At 69.1% G+C, this 22,028-nt stretch carries 19 protein-coding genes and 1 pseudogene; 7 read left to right on the forward strand and 13 right to left on the reverse strand.

The annotated features are described in order from the left end of the window. Window positions 1-80: 80 nt before the first annotated feature. From ABIE67_RS14970 to ABIE67_RS14980, 3 genes are all read right to left on the reverse strand, one after another. Window positions 81-896: an HAD family hydrolase gene (locus ABIE67_RS14970; RefSeq protein ID WP_370257213.1), complete on the reverse strand. Its 816-nt coding sequence runs from the start codon at window positions 894-896 to the stop codon at window positions 81-83. Continuing rightward, window positions 896-3,496 (reverse strand): phosphoribosyltransferase, encoded by a 2,601-nt coding sequence (locus ABIE67_RS14975; RefSeq protein WP_370257218.1) that lies wholly within the window; start codon window positions 3,494-3,496, stop codon window positions 896-898. Before ABIE67_RS14975 ends, ABIE67_RS14970 begins: the two co-directional genes overlap by 1 nt. A gap of 155 nt (window positions 3,497-3,651) precedes the next feature. Continuing rightward, window positions 3,652-4,821, reverse strand: a complete 1,170-nt coding sequence (locus tag ABIE67_RS14980) for an HpcH/HpaI aldolase/citrate lyase family protein (protein WP_370257223.1) — start codon at window positions 4,819-4,821, stop codon at window positions 3,652-3,654. 188 nt (window positions 4,822-5,009) lie between these two features. Between ABIE67_RS14980 and ABIE67_RS14985 the strand changes: the two genes are divergently transcribed. Next, window positions 5,010-5,819 carry a TerD family protein gene (locus ABIE67_RS14985; protein ID WP_370257226.1) on the forward strand — a complete coding sequence of 270 codons (810 nt, stop codon included), beginning with the start codon at window positions 5,010-5,012 and terminating at the stop codon, window positions 5,817-5,819. Between the two features lie 95 nt (window positions 5,820-5,914). Here ABIE67_RS14985 and ABIE67_RS14990 read toward each other — a convergent pair whose 3' ends face one another. The 6 genes from ABIE67_RS14990 to ABIE67_RS15015 all read right to left on the reverse strand — a co-directional run bounded on the left by ABIE67_RS14990 (window position 5,915) and on the right by ABIE67_RS15015 (window position 10,513). After that, the gene (locus ABIE67_RS14990; protein ID WP_302001038.1) at window positions 5,915-6,652 is read right to left on the reverse strand and encodes a Tellurium resistance; all 738 of its coding nucleotides are present in this window, start codon (window positions 6,650-6,652) and stop codon (window positions 5,915-5,917) included. A gap of 124 nt (window positions 6,653-6,776) precedes the next feature. Beyond that, on the reverse strand, window positions 6,777-7,925 hold the full coding sequence (locus ABIE67_RS14995) for a DUF475 domain-containing protein (RefSeq protein WP_370257229.1): 1,149 nt from the start codon (window positions 7,923-7,925) through the stop codon (window positions 6,777-6,779). Window positions 7,926-8,051: 126 nt separating this feature from the next. Next, window positions 8,052-8,627 (reverse strand): TerD family protein, encoded by a 576-nt coding sequence (locus ABIE67_RS15000; protein WP_370257231.1) that lies wholly within the window; start codon window positions 8,625-8,627, stop codon window positions 8,052-8,054. A gap of 121 nt (window positions 8,628-8,748) precedes the next feature. Next, window positions 8,749-9,324, reverse strand: a complete 576-nt coding sequence (locus ABIE67_RS15005) for a TerD family protein (protein ID WP_031476289.1) — start codon at window positions 9,322-9,324, stop codon at window positions 8,749-8,751. 167 nt (window positions 9,325-9,491) lie between these two features. Beyond that, complete coding sequence (locus tag ABIE67_RS15010; RefSeq protein ID WP_048582333.1) at window positions 9,492-9,950, reverse strand: peroxiredoxin; 459 nt, start codon at window positions 9,948-9,950, stop codon at window positions 9,492-9,494. Between the two features lie 128 nt (window positions 9,951-10,078). After that, a complete protein-coding gene (locus tag ABIE67_RS15015) occupies window positions 10,079-10,513 on the reverse strand; it encodes a DUF3052 domain-containing protein (protein WP_030054586.1) in 435 nt (144 codons plus the stop codon). A 354-nt stretch (window positions 10,514-10,867) separates the two neighbouring features. Here ABIE67_RS15015 and aceE point away from each other — a divergent pair, with 354 nt between their 5' ends. Beyond that, a complete protein-coding gene (aceE, locus tag ABIE67_RS15020) occupies window positions 10,868-13,615 on the forward strand; it encodes a pyruvate dehydrogenase (acetyl-transferring), homodimeric type (RefSeq protein ID WP_370257235.1) in 2,748 nt (915 codons plus the stop codon). A 91-nt stretch (window positions 13,616-13,706) separates the two neighbouring features. Continuing rightward, on the forward strand, window positions 13,707-14,468 hold the full coding sequence (locus ABIE67_RS15025; protein WP_370257237.1) for a potassium channel family protein: 762 nt from the start codon (window positions 13,707-13,709) through the stop codon (window positions 14,466-14,468). Window positions 14,469-14,749: 281 nt separating this feature from the next. On the opposite strand, the gene ABIE67_RS15030 is transcribed toward ABIE67_RS15025, so the two are convergent. Continuing rightward, window positions 14,750-15,055: a small hydrophobic protein gene (locus ABIE67_RS15030; protein ID WP_370257238.1), complete on the reverse strand. Its 306-nt coding sequence runs from the start codon at window positions 15,053-15,055 to the stop codon at window positions 14,750-14,752. Window positions 15,056-15,246: 191 nt separating this feature from the next. After that, window positions 15,247-16,866, reverse strand: a complete 1,620-nt coding sequence (locus ABIE67_RS15035) for an MFS transporter (RefSeq protein WP_370257240.1) — start codon at window positions 16,864-16,866, stop codon at window positions 15,247-15,249. Between the two features lie 66 nt (window positions 16,867-16,932). Here ABIE67_RS15035 and ABIE67_RS15040 point away from each other — a divergent pair, with 66 nt between their 5' ends. From ABIE67_RS15040 to ABIE67_RS15050, 3 genes are all read left to right on the forward strand, one after another. Beyond that, window positions 16,933-17,559 (forward strand): TetR family transcriptional regulator, encoded by a 627-nt coding sequence (locus ABIE67_RS15040; RefSeq protein WP_370257245.1) that lies wholly within the window; start codon window positions 16,933-16,935, stop codon window positions 17,557-17,559. Window positions 17,560-17,652: 93 nt separating this feature from the next. Beyond that, on the forward strand, window positions 17,653-18,870 hold the full coding sequence (locus tag ABIE67_RS15045) for an alpha/beta hydrolase (RefSeq protein WP_370257248.1): 1,218 nt from the start codon (window positions 17,653-17,655) through the stop codon (window positions 18,868-18,870). Between the two features lie 57 nt (window positions 18,871-18,927). Continuing rightward, on the forward strand, window positions 18,928-19,800 hold the full coding sequence (locus tag ABIE67_RS15050; RefSeq protein ID WP_370268614.1) for a DUF4429 domain-containing protein: 873 nt from the start codon (window positions 18,928-18,930) through the stop codon (window positions 19,798-19,800). 86 nt (window positions 19,801-19,886) lie between these two features. Here the strand turns inward: ABIE67_RS15050 and ABIE67_RS15055 are convergent, their stop codons facing one another. Next, window positions 19,887-20,900: an aldo/keto reductase gene (locus tag ABIE67_RS15055; protein WP_370257252.1), complete on the reverse strand. Its 1,014-nt coding sequence runs from the start codon at window positions 20,898-20,900 to the stop codon at window positions 19,887-19,889. A gap of 95 nt (window positions 20,901-20,995) precedes the next feature. After that, window positions 20,996-21,451: pseudogene (locus tag ABIE67_RS15060) on the reverse strand (MerR family transcriptional regulator); the annotation flags it as partial. A gap of 97 nt (window positions 21,452-21,548) precedes the next feature. On the opposite strand from ABIE67_RS15060, the gene ABIE67_RS15065 reads away from it, so the two are divergent. After that, window positions 21,549-22,019 (forward strand): GNAT family N-acetyltransferase, encoded by a 471-nt coding sequence (locus tag ABIE67_RS15065; RefSeq protein WP_370257256.1) that lies wholly within the window; start codon window positions 21,549-21,551, stop codon window positions 22,017-22,019. Window positions 22,020-22,028: the final 9 nt, after the last annotated feature.

Raw genomic sequence — 22,028 nt, forward strand, 5'->3', positions numbered from 1 at the left:
GCGTGGGGGCTGGTCGCGCCCACGCGGCGGTAGCCGCAGACCAACACAGCCCCGCGCCCCTACGGGCGCTGCGCGCCCCCTTAGGGCGTTGTCGTGCGGGTTGCCTTCAAGAACTCCCGTAGGATCCGCTCCCCCGCCAGCACTCCCCGCTCCGGCAGCGCGGTGATCGCCGGGGCGGTGAAGTCGGTCTCGGCCAGCTCGCCGTGCCCCGGGCGCCAGCCCCGGTCCGCGGCCAGCAGCAGGTCGGCGTCCAGGAGGGAGTCACCGGCCGCCAGCGTCAGCTCCGCGCCGGCGCGGCGGGCGACCTCGTGCATGGCGGCGCTCTTGGTCAGCGGCTTGGGGACGGCGTAGATCTTGCGGCCCTGCAAGGACACCGTCCAGCCGCGGTTCTCCGCCCACACCGCGAGCTCCTTCACCCACTCCTCGGGCAGCAGCTCGCGCTCGACGACCAGGTAGGCGAAGAGGTCCTCGGCGATGCGGTGCTTGCGCACCCATGCCGGGGACGCGGACGCCATCAGGTGGTCCTGCACCTCCGCGAGCGGCGCGCACTGTTCGGCCAGGCGGGCCTGGACCTGTGCGTGCCAGTCGGGGTCGGAGACGCCGTCGACCAGGATGTGGCCGCCGTTGGCGCAGATCGCGTACTTCGGGGCGGGGCCCGGGAGGTTGATGCGCTGGTACTGCTTGCGGGTCCGGGTCGTCGTCGGCACGAAGACCGCCGCGTCGCCGAGGTCGGTCAGCAGCTGGGCCGACGTCTCCGTCATGTAGGACAGCGGCTTGCTCTCGTGCACCTCCACGCACAGCAGCCTCGGTGCCCGCGCGTCCGGCATGGTCAGCGCGAGGGCCGCGGCGGAGTAGATGAGCGTACGGTCGAGGTCGCTCGCCACCAGCACCGGCATCAGAGGTTCACCGCCTTGCCGTCGGCACCCGTCGCGCCCCGCGTGTACTTGGGGTGGATCAACCCCACGCAGGTGTACGGCAGTTCGGCCACCTCTTCCACCGGTACCCCTCTCTGTTCGGCCAGCAGACGTACATGGTCCAGGTCGGCGCCGGCCCCGGCCCGCGCCAGGATCTTCCACGGCACCCGGCGCAGCAGCACCCGCGTGGTCTCGCCGACGCCCGGCTTGACGAGGTTCACGTCGTGGATGCCGTACTCCTCGCTGATGCGCTCGACGGCCGCCCAGCCCTCCCAGGTCGGCGCGCGGTCGCCGGAGAGCAGCTCCTTGGTCGTCGCGTCGACGGCGTCCACGACCTCCGGGAAGCGCGCGGAGACGGCGTCCAGGAAGGCCACCGACACATCGGCGCCGGCGAGTTCGCGGTAGAACTTCGCGCCGTGGTAGTCGTGCGGGCCGACCAGGTCGGCGCGCAGCACGGTGCGCGAAATGAGGCCGGACACCGTGGAGTTGAGGCAGGCGGACGGGATGAGGTAGTCGTCGCGGGTGCCGTACGTCCGCACGCACGAGCCCGGGTCGGCCAGTACGGCGATCTCCGGGTCGAAGCCGGTGATGCCGTCGGACGCCTCGAACTCGCGTATCGCCGCCGTCAGTTCACGGGTGATGGCGCCCTTGCCGGTCCAGCCGTCGACGAAGACGACGTCACGCGGGTCGTGGTGCGCGGCCAGCCAGCGCAGCGCGTTGGCGTCGATGCCACGGCCGCGCACGATGGAGACGGCGTAGTGGGGCAGTTCGAGCCCGTGCCGGAACTGGGCCCAGCGGCGCATGAGGACGCCTACGGGGGTGCCCGCGCGGGCGAGCGAGACGAGCACCGGCCGAGGCGAACGCTCCGCCAGCACGAGTTCGGTGACCGCGCCGACCGCCTGCGCCAGCCGTGCCGCGGACTCCTCCAGCGCCGTGTGGAACAGCGCCTGGTACTGCTCGCTCGGCTGGTACTCCACCGGCAGCGACTCCGCGTAGTGCGCACCGCCGCTCTGGATGGCTTCCTCGCGCTCCTCGGTCGGCGCCTCCAGCGTCACGTCCGAGAGGTCCTGGAGCAGCCAGCCGACCTCCTCGGGGGCGTACGAGGAGAAGGCGGGGCCGCGGAGGGGCTCGGGCAGCATCGGGTGCCTTTCGGAAATGGCCGGGGAGCCGGGGACGTACGACGGCACCACGGCCAGCAGGACATGGGGGGTGTGGGCGGCGAGCGCCTCCAGCAGCCCCTCGGGCGCGTGCAGTTCGGGGGTGTCGGCGACCGAGTCGACGACGGCTATGACGGCGTCGAAGCCGGCGCCCGCGACGTTGTAGGCGTAGCGCTCGCCGGGGCCGTCCGCGGGGTCGTCGTGGGCCGGGAAGACGAGGCGGGTGCGTATCGCGTAGCCGGGGTCGTCGACGGCGAGGACGGGTGAGCGGGTGGTGGTCGAGTAGCGGACCTCCGCGTCGGCGCTCCGCTCCAGCTCGTGGGCGATGCGCAGGGGGGCGTACATCAGCTCCTCGAAGCCGAGCACGAGGACGCTCCGCGTGTCGGCCGGGAGTGCCTCTGCGAGGCGGGCCGCCATGGCGGGGAGGGCGCTTTCGAGGCGGAGGCGGTGCTGCGGGGTGAAGCCGTGCCGGCCGCCGTCGGGGAGGCCGTGCGGCCAGCGCAGGTCTATGCGGGTGGGGTGGGGGTGGGCGCGCTCGTCTGCCGGCTGCGGGCAGGTGGGGGCTGGTCGCGCAGTTCCCCGCGCCCCTAGGGGGTTGGCCTTCTGGTCGGCTTCAATGGCAACGCCGTCGTTTGGGGGCGCGGGGAACTGCGCGACCGGCCCCGACGGCGCCACAGTCGACCGACTACCGCTCGCGGCACTCTCCGCCTCGTACCGCGCCACCAACTCCTGCCCCTTCTCCAACACCCCCTCCGGCAGCCGTACGGTCCCCGAAGCAGCGGCCACCAGATCAACCCGGGCGCCGATCTCCCGCGCGAACTCCTCCAGCCGCCCCGCATCAGCCGCCGACCGCATATCCACCAGCGCCACCACGACATACCTCCGCCGCGGATACCGCGCGTGAAGATCCCGCACGGTGTTCAGCACCGTGTTCCCCGTGGAGAACTCGTCGTCGACCAGGACCAGTGGCCCGTCACCGGCCAGCAGGGCCGGATCCTCGGGCAGCAGCAAATGCGACGTGGCGTGCGAGTGGGACTCCTCGAAGCCGCCCGCGCGGGCGACCCCGGCGACCGGGCGGCGGGTGGAGTGCAGATAGGGCGCGAGGCCGATGCCGTCGGCGACGGAGTGGCCGAGCCCGGTCGCCGTCTCCGCGTAGCCGAGGACGACCGCCCTGGCGGCCTCGTCGGCGCCCAGAAGATCCCGTACCCGGCGACCGAGGGCGAAGCCGGCGCCGTACACCACGGAGGGTGACTGCGGTACGTGCTTGCCGAGCACGTGGGAGACGAGCAGATGCGCCCGCTTGGGGTTGCGCCGCAGGGCGAGTCCCAGCATCTGCGTGAGCTCGTCGTCGCCCACGAGCTGGACTCCGAGCCGCTCGGCGACCCAGCTCCCGGACCAGACCCCGTTGTTCACTGCGTTGTTCATGCGTCCCTTGGATATAGAAGCCGGTCAGCAGGCTCGAAGCCAGTCGGCCCGTCTGTGGCCGGTAGGCCGGTCTGTGGCCGGTAGGCCGGTCTGTGGCCGGTAGGCCGGTCTGTGGCCGGTAGGCCGGTCTGTGGCCGGTAGGCCGGTCGGCCCGGTCAGGCCGGGATCCCGGCGGCGAGCAGCTCCACGAAGCCGATGTCCTCGTTGGCCACGCCGAAAACGTCGGCCCGCAGCAGGGTCCGCTCGGCCCAGGCGCGGTGCGGCTTCACCTCGTTCATCTTGTTCGTGTACTGCGACCTGAGTACCCCCCCACCGCAGCGCTCCGGCCGCAGGATGTCCTTGGCGTCACTGAACTCCTCGTGACTGACCACGGACAGCGCGTGCACGGGCAGCACATGGGAGGGGTGGATGCAGGTCTTGCCGAGGAGGCCGTTGGCGTGGTCCAGGGTGATCTCGCGCAGCAGGCCGTCCATGGAGTGCTCGATGAGGGCCTCGCGCAGCTCCTCGGCCTGGCCCTCCAGGAAGGGGCTGCGGCGCAGCTGCGGCTTGAACATACGTTCCTGCACCCGGAAGTACTCCCACACCGGCCCGGTCACCGTGAACCCGGTGCCGTCGGCTCTGCCCAGCATGTTCACCACGTCGGCGATCACGGAGGCGACGATCTGGACGTCGTACGCCGTCATGTCCGGGGCGCGCCGCAGTCCGTACGACGAGCAGAAGTCGGTGACCCCCAGCCGCAGCGCCAGCACCCGCTCCCGGTACTTGTCGACCGCGCGGGAGACGCCCTCCAGGGTCTCCACGCGCGACTCCCGGTAGAGCAGCTCGGGCGACTCCAGCACGGGCATGGCGAACAGCCGCCGCCCACTCTGGGCCTCGGCACTCGCGAGGGCCTCCAGGAAGGGCATGCCGCGCTCTTCGGTGAACTTGGGCAGCACGAATCCGGAGAGCAGCCGTACGGCGGGACCGAGCCGTCGTACCAGGTCGGGGATCTGCTCGGGGGTGCGGACCCGGATGAAGAGCAGCGGCAGCTGCACCGCGCCCGCCCGTCCCGCGAGGTCGGTGAACTGCCGGACGAGGTTCTCCTCGCCCTCCGCCACGTCCTCGTCGCCGATCGAGTCCTCCAGGCACAGCACCATCGAGACCACGCCGCGCCCGGCTTGTTTGACGACGTCGTCGGCGAGCTGCGGCCGGGTCGCCGGACTGTAGAGCGTGGCGCCCAGGGCCGCGGAGAGCAGCCGGGCCGGGGAGTCGGCGGAGAACTCGCCCGGCTCCTGGTGGAAGAGGCGCTGCCGCACCTCCGGGGCGATGTGCCCGAAATGACGCATAGAGCTCCCCCGTGGTGGCTCGATGGCCCCTGTGACCGGTTCACAGGTGGCCGGTAATAGTACGTAGATACCCATGTCAGGGGTTCCCGCAGGGCATGAATTTCTGGTAACGCGGACGAACACAGGCACACACGGTCCGTCGCACCCCCGCGTTGTCGTGACCAGGACGGAGAGGGCAGGATGACCGTATGACGCACGCGATGTTGAAGGGGTCGAACGTCCCGCTCGAAGCCACGACGGTACGCGCCGTGCTGCGCTGGACGCCCGGGCAGGGGGTCCCGGATGTCGACGCCTCGGCACTCCTCCTCGGCCCCGACGGTCGTGTGCGCTCCGACGAGGACTTCGTCTTCTACAACCAGCCCCGGCACCCCTCCGGGAAGGTCTGGCGACTCGGCAAGAAACGGGGCGCCGAGGGCCTCACCGACACGATCCAGACAGATCTGACCGGTGTCGAGTCCGGCGTCGGTCAGATTCTGCTGATCGCTTCGGCGGACGGCGTCGCCTTCGACCGCGTACGGGACCTGCGCATCGTGCTGTACGACGCGGCAGCCATCGACGGCGACCCGCTGGCGTACTTCGACATCAAGCCGGAGACGGGCCAGGAGACCGCCCTGATCTGCGGTGAGCTGTACCGCCGCGGCGAGGGCTGGAAGTTCCGCGCCCTCGGCGAGGGCTACTCGGACGGCCTCAAGGGCCTGGCCACGGACTACGGCATCTCGGTGGACGAGTCGGAGGCCATGGCGGAGCCCGCGCCGACCACCACGCCGGAGGTCTCCCAGCCCCTCCCCCCGGAGCAGCCCACGACCGTGGTCCCGCCCCAGCCGTCCTACGGCTACCCGCAGCAGCCCCCGCCGACCCAGCCGGCCTACGGCTACCCGCAGCCCACCAGCCAGCCGGTCCCGTCCGCATCGGGCTACGGCTACGCGCCCCCGGTAACGGCTCCCCACCACCAGAACTTCCGTCTGCCACCCCAAGGGCCACAGTTCATCGGACGGTGACGGCAGCGCCCCGTAAGGGGCGCGGGGAACTGCGCGACAAGCCACAACCGGACCCGCAGCCGCCACACAGCACAAGGCCCCGAGCTCTCAGGCGACTACTTCTCCGCTTTGGTCTTGTAGCCCCGTCCCCACTGAAGTCCCCAACCGAACAACCGATCCAGCTCAGCCTGGAACCCGTACACGAACTTCACCTCACGCCGAACCCATATCTCCCCCTTCACGTTCTCGATCGTCACCACCGCACAGGACCGAGCCTGCGGATGCCGCTCATCGAGGCCGATCTCGATCCGGGGCCCATTGCTCGGATACAGCGTGACGATCGCGTGCGTACGGTCGAACGCCGGCGTCTGGTCATAGATGTACACAAAGACCAGCAGCCGCTTGATGTCCTCCCGATGATCCAGGTTGACGTACATCGTCTCCCCGGAGGCCGACCCGAACCGGTCGTCCCCGCTGAGCTTGACGTACGGCGGCGAGTTGACGTCCCCGAGGAACCCGCCCAGCGGCTGGACGACCCCCTTCGTCCCGTCGGCCAGCTCGTACAGGCACCCGAGGTCGAGGTCGACGTTGACCATGCTCTGGCTGTGCCCGAGCACCTCCGGCGGCCTGAGCGCCTTGAAGGGATGTCGCAGCAGACTCTCCCGCTGCGATCCCCCGATGTCCGACGTCCGCATACGCCAGGCCAGGTTGACCCGGAGATGACCGGTCGCCGCGCCCTGCTTGGTGAGCGAGACCCGGTCGTGCCGCTTCGTCAGCTCGATCGAGTTCGATGACGCGCTGCCCGAGTCGAACTCGGCCGCCCGCCCACGCCAGAGCCCGTCCAAGAAGCCCATTCCGCCCCCACGTCCCACGAAAGAACCGCGTTCACCACGAAAGAACCACGGTCACCTGGAAAAACCGGCGGGGCGGCCGGAGGCCCGGCCGCCCCGCTCAGAGCGTTCCTCACCCGCAGAGGTGTCACACCCCGGACGAGACCTCAGTCTTCTCGTCCGAGGTCTCCGCTTTTCCCTCCGCGGCCGCCATCGCACGATTGCGGCGCACCGAGGACCAGAAGGACCAGCCGATCAGGATCACGCCGATCGAGCCGGTGATGAGCTCCGGGATCTCGTACTGGATGGTGACCAGCAGGATCATGGCCAGCGCGCCGATCGCGTAGTGCGCGCCGTGCTCCAGGTAGACGTATTCGTCGAGGGTGCCCTGGCGGACCAGGTACACGGTCAGCGAACGGACGTACATGGCGCCGATACCGAGACCCAGGGCCATCAGGACGATGTCGTTGGTGATGGCGAAGGCGCCGATCACGCCGTCGAAGGAGAAGGACGCGTCCAGGACCTCGAGGTAGAGGAACATGAAGAAGGCGGCCTTGCCGGCCATGGCGACCGCGGTGCGGGGCTTGCCGGTGCGCTCGGCCTCTTCCTCGGCCTCGTGCTCGCGCTCCTCCTCCTCTTCGAGCTTGTCCTCGAAGTAGCCGGAGAGACCGCCCACGATCATGTACGTGACCAGGCCCGCGATACCGGAGAGCAGAACCGTCTCCGCCTTGTCGACGTGCGCGCCGCCGTGCTGGTGGGCGTGGGTCGCGAAGGTCATAGCGCTGATGAGCAGCACGACCAGGGCGATGCAGACCGACAGCATGTCGACCTTGCCGAGCTTGGCGAGCGGGCGCTCCAGCCAGCCCAGCCACTTGATGTCCCGGTCCTCGAAGATGAAGTCCAGGAAGATCATCAGCAGGAACATGCCACCGAACGCGGCGATCGCCGGGTGGGCGTCGGTGACGAGTTGCTGGTACTGGTCCTTGTCGCTGAGCGCGAGGTCGACGGCCTCGATCGGCCCGAGCTGCGCGCTGATCGCGACGATGACGACGGGGAAGACCAGTCGCATACCGAAGACGGCGATCAGGATGCCGATGGTGAGGAAGATCTTCTGCCAGAAGGCATTCATCTTCTTCAGGATTCCGGCGTTGACCACCGCGTTGTCGAAGGACAGCGAGATCTCGAGGACGGACAGGATCGCCACGATGCCGAAGGCGGTCCACCCCCCGAAGAGGACCGCTGCAACCAGGCCGAGCGCGGTGACCGCGAACGACCAACCGAAGGTTTTCAGAACCACTGGCTACCCAATCCTGTGTGTACGGGGCTCCCCCGCGCCGCACTCGGCTTTACGAACTTTTGAAGCCGAAGTCTAGTTCGGCCCCTCTTCGCACCCCACCCGGGCCCGGCTTTTGCTCATATCGCGTTACGAGACGTTGACTCCGAAGTCGAGTGCGATGCCCCGCAGCCCCGACGCGTACCCCTGCCCCACCGCCCGGAACTTCCATTCCCCCTGGTAGCGGTAGACCTCGCCGAAGATCATGGCGGTCTCGGTGGAGGCGTCCTCGCTCAGGTCGTAGCGGGCGAGTTCCTGGCCGTCGGCCTGGTTGACCACGCGGATGAAGGCGTTGCTGACCTGGCCGAAGGTCTGCCCGCGCTCGTCGGCCATATGGATCGAGACCGGGAAGACGATCTTGTCGCAGTGGGCCGGCACCTTGGAGAGATCGATCAGGAGCGACTCGTCGTCGCCCTCGCCCTCACCGGTGAGGTTGTCGCCGGTGTGCTCCACCGAGCCGTCGGGGCTCTTGAGCTGGTTGTAGAAGACGAACCACTCATCGCCCAGGACGCGTCCACCGCTGCACACCAGTGCGCTGGCGTCGAGGTCGAAGGGGGCTCCGGTGGTGGAGCGCGCGTCCCAGCCGAGCCCGATCATCACCTGGGTGAGATTGGGTGCGGCCTTGGACAGGGAGACATTTCCTCCCTTGGCGAGCGTGACGCCCATGATGCTGGTCCTCCCCGCGTTTTGCTTCTTTGGTTGTCCTGCGCATCCGGCGCCGCACCCAAACGAATGCGGCGCCGGACTCAGCCAGTGGTGTCCTGGACGGTCACCCCTCGGATAGAACTCAGACGTTCACACCGAAGTCCTGCGCGATACCGCGCAGGCCGGACGCGTAGCCCTGGCCGATGGCGCGGAACTTCCACTCCGCACCGTGCCGGTAGAGCTCGCCGAAGACCATCGCGGTCTCGGTGGAGGCGTCCTCCGACAGGTCGTAGCGCGCGATCTCGGCGCCGCCGGCCTGGTTCACGACGCGGATGAACGCGTTGCGCACCTGGCCGAAGGACTGCTGGCGGTTCTCGGCGTCGTAGATCGAGACCGGGAAGACGATCTTCTCGACGTCGGCCGGGACGCCCGCGAGGTTGACCTTGATCTGCTCGTCGTCGCCCTCGCCCTCACCGGTGAGGTTGTCGCCGGTGTGCTCGACGGAGCCGTCGGCGCTCTTGAGGTTGTTGAAGAAGACGAAGTTCGCGTCGCTGCCGACCTTGCCTTCCGGGTTCAGCAGCAGCGCGCTGGCGTCCAGGTCGAAGTCGGTGCCGGTCGTGGTGCGGACGTCCCACCCCAGACCGACGATGACCGCAGTGAGGCCAGGGGCCTCCTTGCTCAGTGATACGTTGCCGCCCTTGCTGAGGCTGACTCCCACGAGTCCTCCATTGGTGTCCAGGGGCGGGGAGCCCCGCCGTGCGTTTGATATCGGATCAACGAGTCGATCCTAGTGACGGGTTCCCGTACCTCGCAGGCCCTGGTGCCGAAGAATCACAGGTGTCGGCCACCAGAGGGACCGGACGAGATCTGACGGGACCGGACGGGTCAGAGGGTGTCGAGCGCCTTGACGTACTCGTTCAGGTCACGCGCGTCCGGCAGGGCGTTGACGACGGTCCAGCGGACGACGCCCTCCTTGTCGATGACGAAGGTGCCGCGCACCGCGCAGCCCTTGTCCTCGGCGAAGACGCCGTAGGCGCGGCTGACCTCACCGTGCGGCCAGAAGTCGCTGAGCAGCGGGTACTCCAGGCCCTCCTGCTCGGCGAAGACGCGCAGGGTGTGGATGGAGTCGTTGGAGACGGCGAGCACCTGCGTGTCGCGGTCGGAGAACTGCGGCAGGTTGTCGCGCACCTCGCACAGCTCACCGGTGCACACGCCGGTGAAGGCGAAGGGGTAGAAGAGCAGGACGACGTTCTTGGAACCGCGGAAGTCGGAGAGCTTCACGGTCGCGCCGTGGTTGTCCTTGAGCTCGAAGTCGGGGGCCTTGTCGCCGACCTGGATCGCCATCGTCGTGGATGTCCCTTCGGTGGGGCTGTTCGGGTGGAACCCACCCTATGCAGCGACCACCGCGGCCCGTGCAGGAGGCCGGGCCGGGCTTTTCAGCCCGGCCCGGCACCGCCACCGGCTACTGAGGATTACTTCTTGGTCTTCGCGGCCTTCGGCGTCACCAGCCGGCTGCCGCTCCAGTCCTTGCCGACGCTGACACTCTTGGACGCCGACAGACCCGCCGTGGTCGCGGCTTCAGAGATGTCGCTGGGCTCCACGTAGCCGTCACGGCCGGTCTTCGGCGTCAGCAACAGGATCGCGCCGCCCTCTTCGATGTACGTGGTGGCGTCCACCAGCGCATCCGTAAGGTCGCCGTCCTCGTCGCGGAACCACAGCACCGCGGCATCGGCAACGTCGTCGTAGTCCTCGTCCACGAGTTCTGTGCCGGTCACTGACTCAATGGCCTCGCGGAGTTCCTGGTCTACGTCGTCGTCGTAGCCGATCTCCTGGACCACCTGCTCGGGCTGGAACCCCAGCCTCTCGGCAAGGGTCCGCTCCTCCGCGTGGTCCGCGGTCGCGCTCACGGGTTGCCTCCTGATCATGTCTTGGGAAATAACTCAGCCACGCGCGTGCGCGAAGCATTGGCCGTAGTCCACACGGGCGGGGCGGATCGCGCAAGTACCCGGCCGTTCAGACCGCCGAAACGGTGACGATCCTGAACGTGTCACCCCAACTCCAGGCACACCCTCATCGTCTCAGGGTGACGCGCACCACACCAATCTGCCCCCTTTGTTCTTTTGGGAACCATCCGTTGCGTCCGCACCGTTGCACAGGAACCGGTTACCTCACAGTAGAGATGACGTTTGGCGCCCCGAGGTACACGATGGGGAGCGGTGCAGACACCCAGAAACACGGCCCTCTGACAGGTAAGGAACAGCGTGGCTTCCGGATCCGATCGCAACCCGATCATCATTGGCGGCCTTCCGAGTCAGGTTCCTGACTTCGATCCCGAGGAAACCCAGGAGTGGCTCGACTCCCTCGACGCCGCCGTGGACGAGCGCGGCCGGGAGCGGGCCCGCTATCTGATGCTGCGGCTGATCGAGCGAGCCCGCGAGAAGCGCGTCGCCGTGCCCGAGATGCGCAGCACGGACTACGTCAACACGATCGCCACCAAGGACGAGCCGTTCTTCCCGGGCAACGAGGAGATCGAGCGGAAGATCCTCAACGCCACCCGGTGGAACGCCGCCGTCATGGTGTCCAGGGCCCAGCGCCCCGGCATCGGCGTCGGCGGTCACATCGCCACCTTCGCCTCCTCCGCCTCGCTCTACGACGTGGGCTTCAACCACTTCTTCCGGGGCAAGGACGAGGGCGACGGCGGCGACCAGGTCTTCTTCCAGGGCCACGCCTCGCCGGGCATCTACGCCCGCGCGTTCCTGCTGGACCGCCTCAGCGAGGAGAACCTGGACGCGTTCCGCCAGGAGAAGTCGAAGGCGCGGTACGGCCTGTCGAGTTACCCGCACCCGAGGTCGATGCCGGACTTCTGGGAGTTCCCGACGGTGTCGATGGGCCTGGGCCCGATCGGCGCGATCTACCAGGCCCGGATGAACCGCTACATGGAGGCGCGCGGCATCGCGGACACCTCCAAGTCGCAGGTGTGGGCGTTCCTGGGCGACGGCGAGATGGACGAGCCGGAGTCGCTCGGCCAGCTGTCCATCGCCGCCCGCGAGGGCCTGGACAACCTCACCTTCGTCGTCAACTGCAACCTGCAGCGCCTCGACGGCCCGGTGCGGGGCAACGGCAAGGTCATCCAGGAGCTGGAGTCGATCTTCCGCGGCGCCGGCTGGAACGTGATCAAGCTGATCTGGGACCGCACCTGGGACCCGCTGCTCGCGCAGGACCGCGACGGTCTCCTGGTCAACCGGATGAACACCACGCCGGACGGCCAGTTCCAGACGTACGCCACCGAGACCGGCGCCTACATCCGCGACCACTTCTTCGGCGACGACCAGCGGCTGCGCACGATGGTCGAGGGCATGACCGACGACCAGATCCTGCACCTGGGGCGCGGCGGTCACGACCACAAGAAGATCTTCGCGGCGTTCTCGGCGGCCAAGGCGCACAAGGGCCAGCCGACGGTGATCCTCGCCAAGACGATCAAGGGCTGGACGCTCGGTCCCAACTTCGAGGGCCGCAACGCCACGCACCAGATGAAGAAGCTGACGGTCGACGACCTCAAGCGCTTCCGCGACCGGCTGCACCTGCCGATCGCCGACAAGGACCTGGAGAGCGGTCTCCCGCCGTACTACCACCCGGGGCGGGACTCCGAGGAGATCCAGTACATGCACGACCGCCGCAAGGGGCTCGGCGGTTACGTCCCGACGCGTGTCGTGCGGTCGAAGCCGCTGGCGCTACCGGAGGACAAGACGTACGCGACCGTGAAGAAGGGCTCGGGCCAGCAGTCGATCGCGACGACCATGGCCTTTGTCCGGCTCCTCAAGGACCTCATGCGGGACAAGGAGATCGGCAAGCGTTTCGTGCTGATCGCGCCGGACGAGTACCGCACGTTCGGCATGGACTCGTTCTTCCCGAGCGCGAAGATCTACAACCCGCTCGGCCAGCAGTACGAGGCGGTCGACCGCGATCTGCTGCTCGCCTACAAGGAGTCGCCGCAGGGCCAGATGCTGCACGACGGCATCTCGGAGGCCGGCTGTACGGCCTCCCTCATCGCGGCGGGTTCGGCGTACGCCACGCACGGCGAGCCGCTGATCCCCGTCTACGTCTTCTACTCGATGTTCGGTTTCCAGCGCACCGGCGACCAGTTCTGGCAGATGGCGGACCAGCTGGCGCGCGGTTTCGTGCTGGGCGCGACCGCCGGGCGTACGACGCTGACCGGTGAGGGCCTGCAGCACGCGGACGGCCACTCGCAGCTGCTCGCCTCGACGAACCCGGGCTGCGTCGCGTACGACCCGGCGTACTCGTACGAGATCGCGCACATCGTGCAGGACGGTCTGCGACGGATGTACGGGGGCTCCGAGGAGCACCCGCACGGCGAGGACGTCTTCTACTACCTGACCGTCTACAACGAGCCGATCCAGCACCCGGCCGAGCCGGAGAACGTGGACGTCGAGGGCATCCTCAAGGGCGTCTACCGGCTCAGCGAGGGCGCGTCGGGCTCCATTCCCGCGCAGATCATGGCGTCCGGTGTGGCGGTCCCCTGGGCGGTCGAGGCGCAGAAGATCCTCGCCGAGGAGTGGAACGTCAAGGCGGACGTCTGGTCGGCGACCTCCTGGAACGAGCTGCGGCGCGAGGCCGTGGAGTGCGAGGAGCACAACCTGCTGCACCCGGAGGAGGAGCAGCGGGTGCCATGGGTGACGCGGAAGCTGAGCGGGGCCGAGGGGCCGTTCGTGGCCGTCTCCGACTGGATGCGGTCGGTGCCGGACCAGATCGCGCGGTGGGTGCCGGGGACGTACCAGTCGCTCGGGGCCGACGGCTTCGGTTTCGCCGACACCCGCGGTGCGGCCCGGCGCTTCTTCCACATCGACGCGCAGTCGATCGTGGTGGCGGTGCTGACCGAGCTGGCCAAGGAAGGAAAGGTGGACCGGTCCGTGCTGAAGCAGGCGATCGACCGGTACCAGCTGCTCGACGCGTCGGCGGCGGACCCGGGGGCTGCCGGGGGCGACGCGTAGGGTCCGGCGTTCGTCAACCGCTCGATGGGGTGGTGTGCCCGTGGGTGACCTGCGGGCTACACCACCCCTTCACATTTCCTACGATGCGGCCATGAAGCAACCGCCCGCGCAAGTCCGTTGGGAACGGCTCACCCAGCGGCCCCTGTTCGCTCTGGCCCTGGCGTTCGCCGTGGCCTATGCCGTGCCGATCGTCGAGCCGGACGCGAGTCGTGACGTGGTGGCCGCGTGCCTCGCGGTGGAGTGGGTGGTGTGGGGTGCGTTCGCGCTGGACTACGTCGTCCGGCTCGTCCTGGCGGAACGCCGCCCGGAGTTCGTACGGTCGCACTGGCTGGACCTGTGCGCGGTGCTGCTGCCGCTGATACAGCCGCTTCGGTTGCTGCGGCTCGTCTCGACGCTGCTGCTGGTGGGGCAGCGGGCGCGGATGGCCTCGCAGATCCGGCTGACCACGTATGTCGCCGGGGCGGTGGTCGGGCTGCTGATGTTCGGGTCGCTGGCCGTGCTGTCCGTGGAGCGGGACTCACCGGACGGGAACATCAAGACGCTGGGTGACGCGGTGTGGTGGTCGTTCACCACCATGACGACCGTGGGGTACGGCGATCACGCGCCGACCACGGGCGTGGGGCGGATGCTGGCGGTGGGGCTGATGCTGTCCGGGATCGCCCTGCTGGGTGTGGTGACCGCGAATATCGCCGCGTGGTTCATAGCGCGGTTCGAGATGGACGACGTGGAGGAGCGGCGCCAGACGGAGGCGATACGTCTGCTGACGGAGGAAGTGCATGCGCTGCGCGCGGAGGTCGCTGCGCTGTCAGCGGCGAGGGTGCCTGGGCAGGTCGGCGAGGAACAGGTGCGTTAGGGGTTGCCCCGGCGTTGGGGTCGGCCGGGGGTGGGTCGCGCAGCCTGGCGCTGAAGGGGCCCGCCCTCTTTGGGTCGGGTGCCGCCCCAGCGGCACGACTGCCCGCAGGCCAGGTGGCTCGGACCGTCCGGACGCTGCGCGGCTCGGGCTGCCCGCATGGCTGGGGGCCGATCTCGATGGCCCACCGCACTGCAGCGCACCCAAGGGGCGCGGGGAACTGCGCGACCGGCCACACACGACCCGCGGCCGCCCTAGAACCCAAGGCTTCGATCTCCGAGGCGCTAGTACAAACCGTTGCCCGGGGTTGCCACACCCGCCAGCCAGATGAGCGCCAGCAGGGTGTCGATCGCGCCCAGGACCAGGGCTGTCAACGCCGGGACGGGGCGGGCTCCTGACCAGGTTCGGCCCATGGCCAGCCAGCCGCATGCGATCGCCACCGGGCCGAGGATGATGCCCAGTACGAAGAATCCGGCGACCGCGCAGATGGCTCCGATGATCCCTAGTGTCGCGCGATCCGGCCCGGTCCGTGACCACGTCCGGCCACGTGAGCGGGGGTGCCTGCGCGTACCGTGCGAGAAGCCCGCCATCGTCAACTCCCTGAATCGGCGTTCGACTTGGCGAGTACCCACGGTGCGCTTCTCATGCCTGCGTGTCCGGGCCTGTGGCGCGCTGACCCCCTCCGGCAGCGCGCCGCAGGCCCTGGCTTGACCCACTGTGACCTGCGGCGCATGCCGGGTGGGAGGGATCTTCGGCGTTGTCACCCTGATAGGGGAACTCCTCAGATGTGCGCCGCGCCCGCGCCCGCCTCCGCGTTCTCACCGCGCTTGGTGAGGAAGGCCACGAAGACCGCGACGACCGCCACACCCGCGGCGACCAGGGACGCCAGGCTCATGCCGGAGATGAACGTGTCGTGTGCGACGTCAGTGATCTTCGCGGCGATGGCGTCCGGCGTGCCCGGGGCCAGCGGAGGCACACCGACCTGGACCGCCTCGGAGGCCTGGGCCTCCTGGGCCGCGGTCAGCGGCGGCAGGCCCGCGGACGTCCAGTTGCCGGCGAGGTCGCTGTCGACCTTGGAGGCCATGACGGCGCCCAGGACGGCCGTACCGAGGCTGCCGCCGATCTGCATCGCGGCCTGCTGGAGACCGCCGGCCACACCGGACAGCTCCATGGGCGCGTTGCCGACGATGACCTCCGTGGCGCCGACCATGACCGGCGCGAGGCCGAGGCCCAGCAGGGCGAACCAGAGCGACATGACGGCGCTGCCGGTGTCCGTGTCCAGCGTGGACATGCCGTACATGGCGATCGCGGTGAGCGCCATGCCGCCCGCCAGCGGGACCCGCGGGCCGAGCTTGGTGATCATCGCGCCCGCGAGCGGGGAGCCCACGATCATCATGCCGGTGAGCGGGAGGAGGTGGAGGCCGGCGTCGATCGGGCTCATGCCGTGGACGTTCTGAAGGTAGAACGTCACGAAGAACAGGCCGCCCATGAAGGCGATGGCCATCAGGACCATCAGGACGACACCCGCGGACAGCGCCACCGAGCGGAAGAGGGCCAGCGGGATCAGCGGCTCCTTCACCTTCGTCTCCCAGAAGGCGAAGAGCCCGAAGCCCACCACGGACGCCGCTATGAACAGCCACGTCTTGCCGTCGCCCCAGCCCCACGCCGGTGCCTTGATGAGCGCCCACACCAGGCAGAACATCGCGGCCGACAGCAGGGTGATGCCCAGGAGGTCGAAGGAACGCGGGGCGTTCTCGGCGCGGTGGTCGAGGAGGATCAGCACACCGAGGACGACGGCGAGGATGCCGACCGGCACGTTGATGAAGAACACCGACTGCCAGTTGACGTGCTCGACCAGGACACCGCCGAGGATCGGGCCGCCGGCGGTGGAGGCGCCGATGACCATGCCCCAGATGCCGATGGCCATGTTGAGCTTCTCGGCCGGGAAGGTCGCGCGCAGCAGACCGAGCGCCGCCGGCATCAGCAGCGCCCCGAACATGCCCTGGAACACGCGGAAGACGACGACCGCGGCGATGCTGCTGGACAGGCCGATCGCGCCGGAGGCGGCGGCGAAGCCGACCACGCCGATCAGGAAGGTCTGGCGGTGGCCGAAGCGGTCACCGAGCTTGCCCGCGGTGATCAGGGAGACCGCGAGGGCGAGGAAGTAGCCGTTGGTGATCCACTGCACCTCGGCGAAGGACGCGCTGAGGTCCTTCTGGATGGCGGGGTTGGCGATCGCCACGATGGTGCCGTCGAGGGCCACCATCATGACCCCGACCGCGACGGTGATGAGGGTGAACCAAGGGTGGCCGCGCAGCCCCTTGGCCGGCGTCGCATCCGACGGGGCTTGTGGTGCCCGGTCCCCCGGCCCCGTCGTCTTGATGGTGGTCTGACTAGTCATGTGTTCGAGGCTAATGACAGCCACTGACAATTGACAAACCAATTCACAAGTCGGTAACTGACACCTATGGAAACACTGCGCGAACGCAAGAAGCAGCGCACCCGGGAAGCACTGCTGCGTACCGCGCTGGAGCTCTTCACCACCCAGGGGTACGAGCGCACGACCGTCGACGACATCGCCGAGGCCGTCGATGTGTCGCAGCGCACGTTCTTCCGCTACTTCGCCGGCAAGGAGGAGGCGGCCCTCGCCCTGATGGAGGTGACGGTGACGCACTTCCTGGAGGGGGTGCGCGCGCGCCCGCCTCACGAGGCGCCGATGGAGGCGCTGCGGCGGGCCGTGCTGGAGGGCTGGGACACGCTCAACGACGTGGTCGAGGCCATCGCGCCGGTCGAGCTGTATCTGCGCATGTGCCGGGTGATCGAGTCGACGCCCGCCCTGCTCGCCGCCCATCTGCGCCGCTCGGTCGAGGTCGAGGAGGCGATGGCGGCCATCCTCGCCGAGCGCGAGGGCGTCGACATGGAAACGGATCCGCGACCGCGGCTGGCGGTGGCCGTCTTCAGCGGTGTGATGCGGCTGACGGAGCGTCAGTGGAGCGTCGGTGACGATTTCAGCCTCGACGCCATACGGGCACTGACCGTCTCATATCTCGAACAGGTCGGTCCGGCACTCAGCGAGAGCTGGCGAACACACTGAGGTCATCGGCCTGTTAACGCCGCCTTGATCGAAACGTGATACCTGTCACTTGGTTAACGCGAGACCCTCTCGTTCTCCTAGTGTGTCCTCCCAGTGACTTCCTTCGACACGCCCCCGCAACTGAACGTCTGGCGCGCTCTGCTCGCTCTGGCCGTGGTGTTCGTGATGCTGGCGACCACTGGCTGGACCGCCCTGCGGCACCACCGCGCGGCCCCACCGCTCCAGGCCTCGCTCAGCGCGTGGGAGCAGGGCAGCATAGCCGGACACCCGCTGCCGGCCGCGGACTCCTCCCCGACGCGGCTCGCCCGGTTCTTCACCTCGCTCACCGACGTGCAGCGCGCCGACCTCGTACACCGCTATCCGCTGGCGGTCGGCAACATGAACGGCGCTCCCGTCGAGCTGCGCTACCGCGCCAACCGCGTCGCCCTCGACGAGGCGCGCAAGGTCGAGCGGGAGCGCATGCACGACGAGAAGCTCACGCCCGAGGGGCAGCGCGAGGCGGGCCGCCGGATGCATCGCTTCGAGTCGATGATGCGGGCGGACCGGCACATCCTCGCCTTCGACCCCGAGGGCTCGGGCCGGGCCGCCGAGGTCTTCGGCGACCTGACCGAGGCGGAGCGGATCTCGGTCGTCGTCCCCGGCGTCGACACCGATCTGCTCACCTTCCAGCGCACCAGCCGCAAGTACTCGGCGCCGGTCGGCATGGCCCAGTCCCTGTACGCGGCCGAGCGCGAGGCCAGCCCTTCGACGCGTACGGCCGTGATCGCCTGGGCCGACTACACCACGCCGAGCGGGCTCGGCATCGACTCGGCCACGGCGATGCGGGCCGCCGACGGGGCCGTACGCCTGGGCGCGCTGGTGCGCGGCCTGCCCGGCGGTTCCCCGGTCTCCCTCTTCTGCCACAGCTACGGCTCGGTGCTGTGCGGGATCGCCGCGCCCACGCTGCCGGAGCGGGTGGCCGACATAGCGGTCGCCGGCAGCCCCGGAATGCGGGTCTCGAAGGCCTCCCACCTGCGCACGTCCGCGCATGTGTGGGCGATGCGGGACGCGGACGACTGGGTGCAGGACGTGCCGTATCTCGAGGTCGGCGGGCTCGGACACGGGGAGGACCCGGTGTCGTCGGTGTTCGGGGCGCGGGTGCTGTCGGCGCGGGAGGCGAAGGGGCACGGCGGCTACTTCGAGCCGGGCACGGACAGCGTGGCGAACTTCGCCGAGATCGGGGTTGGCGCGTACCGCTCGGTGCGGTGCGCGGACGATGCCGGGGCCTGTCGGGCGGGTTTGTCCGACACGGCGTCGGCCGGACGCGCGTAGAGGCGCAGGAATCGCGGTGTGCGCGGGGTGGCGACGGAGGAGCACGTGCCGCATACGATGAGCCGCATGGGTGACGTACTGGCCGGATTTCATGCCGCCTGGGAGTTCGAGTCCGACTCCGTGCTCATCCGTTACGAACGAGGCATTCGAACACCCAAGCTCTTCCAGGCGCTGGGGGAACGCCGGGTGCCTCTTGAGGCGATCGGCGGGGTGACGCTGACGCCGGGGAAGCGCGGCTCGGTGGTGCTGCGCCTCGAACTGCGGCCCGGCGCCGACCCGTTGATGGAGGCGGCGGCGGGTCAGCTGAAGGAGGGCGGCGATCCGTACCGGCTGGTGTTGCCGGCCGAGCGCGAGACGCTGGCCGAGTACTACGCCGACGAGTTGCGGGCGGAGCTGAAGGAGTCCGGGCCGGCCGAGGAGTTCCTCGTGGGCGCGCCCGAGGTGCCGTTGCAGTTCAAGGCGTACGACGGGAAGGCGTCGTTCGACGGACAGACGGTGCGGTTCCGGTGGTTCTGGACGGGTGCCTCGTCGGCGAAGTGGAAGGCGGGCGACCAGAGCTTCTCCGTCGCCGAGTTGAGCGGCGTCGAGTGGCGGTCGCCCGAGGTCTTCGAGGGGTACCTGCGGTTGCTCCGGCGGGACTCCGTCGACGACCGGCTCGCGCCCGAGCCGGTCGACCACGATCCGGCGGCGGTGGTGTTCGGGCTGGGGTACGGGCCGGTGCATGAGTCGTTGCCGTTCGCCGCGGCGGTGTTGGCGGCGGTGCGGGTGCGCTCCGCGGGGGTGGCGGCTGTCCCGGCTGCGGCTGCGCCGCGCCGGGATCCTGCGGATATCGCCGAGCGGATTCGGCACCTCGGGGAGTTGCATCAGGCGGGGTTGGTGACGGATGAGGAGTTCTCCGTCAAGAAGGCCGAGTTGCTGGCCGAGCTTTAGGACTCAGCGTCTGCCGGGTTCGGTTGTTCGGCGGCTGCGGGTCGTGTGTGGCTGGTCGCGCAGTTCCCCGCGCCCCTAAAAGCCTTCTACTCCCGGCCCGCTGACGCGAAGCGCATGTCCGCGTACCTGTCTCCTGCCACCTTTGCCGCGATCGGCTCCAGGAGTTCCATTTCCTCCTCACCCAGGACGATCCGGGTCGCGCCCACGTTCTCCTCCACCCGGGTCGGCTTGCGGGTGCCCGGGATCGGGATGACCGGGAGGCCGTGCATGGCCGCCTGTTGCTGGACCCAGGCCAGCGCGATCTGGCCCGGGGTGGAACCGTGGGCCTCGGCGACCTTGCGGATCGGGGCCAGGAGCGCGGCGTTCGTCGTCGCGTTGTCGCCCGTGAAGCGGGGCTGTTGGCGGCGGAAGTCGCCTGCCGTCAGGTCCTCGGCCTTGGCGAAGGAGCCGGTCAGGAAGCCTCGGCCCAGCGGGGAGTACGGCACCAGGGTGACGCCCAGTTCGCGGGCCGCGGGGACCACGTTCGTCTCGATGTCGCGGCTGAAGAGCGACCACTCCGACTGGACGGCCGCGATCGGGTGGACCGACTGCGCGGCACGCAGTTCGTGTGCCGTCACCTCGCTCAGCCCCAGGTGCTTGACCTTGCCCTCGCGGACCAGCTCGGCCATCACGGCGACGGTCTCCTCGATGGGGACGTTCACGTCGCGGCGGTGCATGTAGTAGAGGTCGATCACGTCGACGTCCAGGCGACGCAGGCTCGCCTCGACGGCCTGGCGGATGTACGGCGCGTCGTTGCGGATGACCCGGCGTGTCGGGTCGTCCGGCGGGATCGACAGGGCGAACTTCGTGGCGATGACGACCTCGTCCCGGTGCGCCTTGAAGAACGGCGACAGGAACTTCTCGTTCTCACCGGCCCCGTACGCGTCCGCCGTGTCGTACAGCGTGACGCCCAGTTCCAGCGCCCGTTCCAGGGTGGCCCTGGACTCGTCCGCGTCGGAGGGGCCGTACCCGAAGCTCATGCCCATGCAGCCGAGGCCCTGGACGCCCACCTCGGGGCCCGTGGCGCCGAGTCGTGCCGTCGCGATCCTGCTGTCCGTCATCCGGCCTTCTCCACCTTTTCCGTCTTCATCTGCTCGTACGTCTTGTCCTGCTCGTACGTCTTGTCCTGCTCGTACGTCTTGTCCTGCTCGTACGTCTTGTCCTGCTCGTACAGACGCCCCGCGTCCGCGTAGAAACTGATCTTCCGGTCGAGGACGGCCAGCGTGTCCTGGAGTTCGGCGATCCGGGCGAGGACGTCGCTGCGGGTCGTCTCCAGCAGTTCGAAGCGCTCGCCGAACGTGTGGTCGCCCTCGCGCACCAGCTCGGCGTACCGGACCATGTCGGCGACCGGCATGCCGGTGAGCCGCAGCTTGCCGACGAGGTCGAGCCAGTCCAGGTCGCGGTTGCTGTAGCGGCGCTGGCCGGTGTGCGAGCGATCGACGTGCGGCATGAGGCCGATGCGCTCGTACCAGCGCAGGGTGTGGGCCGTCAGACCGGTGAAGGCGACGACCTCGCTGATCGTGTAGCTGTCCTGGCCCTGCGGCCGCCGGTGCGGGTGCGGCGGAGCGGCGCAGCTGTCGGTCCTGGTACTCGTGGTCTCCATCACCGTCATGCGCTCAACGCTATGGCCTTGGAGTGCACTCCAAGCAAGCGGAAAAGGTAAGAAAACCGCGGGACATGGCGTGATCACCGTGGCTAGCGTGCGGGACATGAGCCTCGTACGCCGTGCCACGACCGAGGACGCGGAGGAAGTGCTGCGTCTGCGTCAGGTGATGATCGACGCGCTGCCCGGTGGGGACACCTCCACAGCGTGGCACGCGGACTCGCTGCCCGTGCTGCGGGAGAAACTGGACGAGGCGGACGGGGACTTCGCCGCGTTCGTCGTCGACCACCCGGACCGGCCGGGGGCGCTGGCGGCGCTGGTGGTCGGGACGGTCGACTACCGGATCGGGAAGGCGGGCAATCCGCGCGGCCTGGCCGGGTACGTCTTCAGCGTCGCCACCGATCCGCAGGCGCGGCGCCGGGGGTACGCGCGCGCGTGCATGGACGAGCTGCTGGTGTGGTTCCGCGAGCGGGGCGCGGGGCAGGTCATGCTCACCGCGTCCGCGGAGGCCGAGCCGCTCTACGCCTCCCTCGGCTTCGTCCACAAGCCGGACCCCACGATGATCCTGAAGCTCTGAGCGGCTTAG

It is taken from the genome of Streptomyces sp. V4I8 (assembly GCF_041261225.1).
Classification (GTDB): domain Bacteria; phylum Actinomycetota; class Actinomycetes; order Streptomycetales; family Streptomycetaceae; genus Streptomyces.

Coding starts and splice junctions, on each gene's coding strand:
- ABIE67_RS15030 (WP_370257238.1), bottom strand. CDS start 15,055: ATGGCGGGCTTCTCGCACGGTACGCGCAGGCACCCCCGCTCACGTGGC.
- ABIE67_RS14975 (WP_370257218.1), bottom strand. CDS start 3,496: ATGAACAACGCAGTGAACAACGGGGTCTGGTCCGGGAGCTGGGTCGCC.
- ABIE67_RS15035 (WP_370257240.1), bottom strand. CDS start 16,866: ATGACTAGTCAGACCACCATCAAGACGACGGGGCCGGGGGACCGGGCA.
- ABIE67_RS14980 (WP_370257223.1), bottom strand. CDS start 4,821: ATGCGTCATTTCGGGCACATCGCCCCGGAGGTGCGGCAGCGCCTCTTC.
- ABIE67_RS15065 (WP_370257256.1), top strand. CDS start 21,549: ATGAGCCTCGTACGCCGTGCCACGACCGAGGACGCGGAGGAAGTGCTG.
- ABIE67_RS14970 (WP_370257213.1), bottom strand. CDS start 896: ATGCCGGTGCTGGTGGCGAGCGACCTCGACCGTACGCTCATCTACTCC.
- ABIE67_RS15025 (WP_370257237.1), top strand. CDS start 13,707: ATGAAGCAACCGCCCGCGCAAGTCCGTTGGGAACGGCTCACCCAGCGG.
- ABIE67_RS14990 (WP_302001038.1), bottom strand. CDS start 6,652: ATGGGCTTCTTGGACGGGCTCTGGCGTGGGCGGGCGGCCGAGTTCGAC.
- ABIE67_RS15000 (WP_370257231.1), bottom strand. CDS start 8,627: ATGGGCGTCACGCTCGCCAAGGGAGGAAATGTCTCCCTGTCCAAGGCC.
- ABIE67_RS15055 (WP_370257252.1), bottom strand. CDS start 20,900: ATGACGGACAGCAGGATCGCGACGGCACGACTCGGCGCCACGGGCCCC.
- ABIE67_RS15050 (WP_370268614.1), top strand. CDS start 18,928: ATGAGCCGCATGGGTGACGTACTGGCCGGATTTCATGCCGCCTGGGAG.
- ABIE67_RS14985 (WP_370257226.1), top strand. CDS start 5,010: ATGACGCACGCGATGTTGAAGGGGTCGAACGTCCCGCTCGAAGCCACG.
- ABIE67_RS15010 (WP_048582333.1), bottom strand. CDS start 9,950: ATGGCGATCCAGGTCGGCGACAAGGCCCCCGACTTCGAGCTCAAGGAC.
- ABIE67_RS15040 (WP_370257245.1), top strand. CDS start 16,933: ATGGAAACACTGCGCGAACGCAAGAAGCAGCGCACCCGGGAAGCACTG.